General features: G+C 71.3%; 2 protein-coding genes. One reads left to right on the forward strand and one right to left on the reverse strand.

Annotation, left to right across the window (positions count from 1 at the left end; translation table 11 throughout):
* A partial coding sequence (locus VFZ20_RS25500; RefSeq protein WP_329686783.1) for a tetratricopeptide repeat protein occupies positions 1-987 on the reverse strand: 987 nt, incomplete at its 3' end.
* A gap of 339 nt (positions 988-1,326) precedes the next feature.
* Here VFZ20_RS25500 and VFZ20_RS25505 point away from each other — a divergent pair.
* On the forward strand, positions 1,327-2,253 hold the full coding sequence (locus VFZ20_RS25505; RefSeq protein ID WP_329686784.1) for an NAD(P)/FAD-dependent oxidoreductase: 927 nt from the start codon (positions 1,327-1,329) through the stop codon (positions 2,251-2,253).
* The last annotated feature ends 154 nt before the right edge of the window (positions 2,254-2,407 follow it).

Raw genomic sequence — 2,407 nt, forward strand, 5'->3', positions numbered from 1 at the left:
CACCGTCACCTGGGCCGCCTTGCCCAGCGCCGTCTCCAGCTCCTCCGCCAGCCGCGCGTAGGCATCCGCATCCCCGCATCCCCCCGCCGCCCGTACGGCGCTCCCGCACGCGATCAGCCGCAGCACCACGTCGTGTTGAAAGTGCCGCTCCAGCAGCGAGCGCAGCACGGCGAGCGCGTTCTCATGATCCCCCGTCTCCATCCACAGGGCCGCCAAATCGTGCGCCAGGTGCGCGAGCCGCGGATGGTCCGCGCCGTACGCTCCGATGGCAGCTTCCGCGTGCTTCTGGGCCGCCTCGTAGTCCTTGAGCCCGGACTCGGCCACGAGCAGGTCGTGGTGCACCTCGCCGCGGATGGTGCCCTCCAGGCGATAGCGCTCGCAGGTGCGCAGGGCGCCGGTCATGGAGGTGCGCGCCTGCTCGTAGCGGCCGTGCAGCAGGTCCACGTTTCCCCGCGCCAGGCGGATGCGGACGTTGGTCTCCCAGTCCTTGGCCTTGCGCGCCAGCCCCTCGGCGATCTTGAGCAGGCGGTCGGCGTCGCGGTGGCGGCCGTACTGGCGGTGCAGCTTGGCCGCGAGAAAGGCGTAGCGCGCCGTGGGCATGGCGAACGCCGCCGCCTCGGCAAAGGCCAGCCCTGTGACGAGGTACTGGCGCGGCAGGGCCCACTCCGACATCACCAGGCAGGCACGCGCCACGATCTCGTTGCTGGGCTCCGGCTGCATGAGCTCGCCGATGATGGCCACGAGCGGGTTGCGCGGGTCGTCCGCGGGGGCCTGGGCCAGGCGCTTGCCCGCCGCGTCCACGAACGCCTCCTCCATGCCCGCGCGGTCAAAGACGCCGATGGTGCTGCCGGACCCGGTGTCGCCCCACAGCACCACCCACCGCAGCACCGACCACGCGGTAAGGCTCACGTCCTCGGGCAGCTCGCGCAGGATGCCCGTGGCCAGGAGGTCGGGACCGGGGATGGCGGATAAGGGACTTTCCTCCATGATCATGCCTTTCAGGGTTCCGCGATGGATGCGCAGTGCAACGTGTTCACTTCCCGGCGGAAAATACACGCGGTCGCCCAAAAGTCCACATAATCCACTTCCGATGTCTTGAGATCACCCGCGGGACGGCCTTACTGATCTCTCACGCAGAGCCGCAGAGGCGCAGAGGGGGTTTCATCGCGCGATGAAGTACGCTGCGCCTCCGCGGCTCTTCGTGAGAAATCTGCCTTGGGGTTGACGGATCGGCTTTCTCGTAACATCATAAGTTACATGAAGGCCGGGGCGCCGCTGCTGGAATTGACGGGCGCCATTTCGATCGACCCAGGACGGGAGGGGCTGATGCAGACGCTTGATGCGGTGGTGGTCGGGGGGAGCTTCGCGGGATTGTCGGCGGCCATGCAGCTGGCGCGGGCGCGCCGGCGGATCGTGCTGGTGGACGGCGGACGGCCGCGCAACCGGTTTGCCCACGCGGCGCACGGGTTCCTGGGCCAGGACGGCCGCACCCCCGCCGAGATCGTGCAGCTGGCGCGCGGGCAGGTGCTGGCCTACCCCACCGCCGCCTTTCGCACGGACGAGGCCGTGGCGGCCCGGCAGGAGGACGGCGCGTTCACGCTGCAGCTGGCGTCCGGCGACACCCTGCGCGCGCGGCGCCTGGTGCTGGCCACCGGGATCGTGGACGACCTGCCGGACGTGCCGGGGCTGCGCGAGCGCTGGGGGCGGACGGCGCTGCACTGCCCGTACTGCCACGGCTACGAGGTGGCGGACGGGCGGCTGGGCATCCTGGCCACGGGCGAGATGGACGTCCACAAGGCGCTGCTCATCCCCGACTGGAGCGCGGACGTCACCCTCTTTACCAACGGCGTGCTGACGCCCACGGACGAGCAGGCGGCCATGCTGGCGTCGCGGGGCGTGCGCATCGAGGCGCGCCCGGTAGAGGCGCTCGTGGGCGACGCGCCCGCCCTGGCCGGCGTGCGCCTGCGCGACGGCGGCGTGGTGCCGCTGGACGCCGTGTTCGTCAGCAGCCGCACGCACATGGCCAGCCCGCTGGCGGAGCAGCTGGGGTGCGCGTTCGAGGACGGGCCGTTCGGCCCCGTGATCGTCACGGACGCGCGCAAGGAGACCACCGTTCCGTTCGTGTTCGCCGCCGGCGACGCCGCGCGGTCCAACCACAACGCCACGTTCGCCTCCGCGGACGGCGTGCAGGCCGGCGCCTCCGCGCACCAGTCCCTCGCCTTTCCCCACTGGCCCCCCGCCCCGCCGCGCTGAGCACCGCCGGACGCACGGGGCGGGGGCACTTGTCACGTCGCCCCCGTCCCGTGCTACATTGCGACGAAACCGGCAATGATGCGGATCGGGATTCGCCTCACGGCCCGGGTGCGGCAAGGCCGTCCCCGAGCCGGAGCGAATGAATTCGCCGCTG

The sequence above is a fragment of the Longimicrobium sp. genome (genome assembly GCF_036280135.1).
Classification (GTDB): Bacteria; Gemmatimonadota; Gemmatimonadetes; order Longimicrobiales; family Longimicrobiaceae; genus Longimicrobium.

Coding starts and splice junctions, on each gene's coding strand:
- VFZ20_RS25505 (WP_329686784.1), top strand. CDS start 1,327: ATGCAGACGCTTGATGCGGTGGTGGTCGGGGGGAGCTTCGCGGGATTG.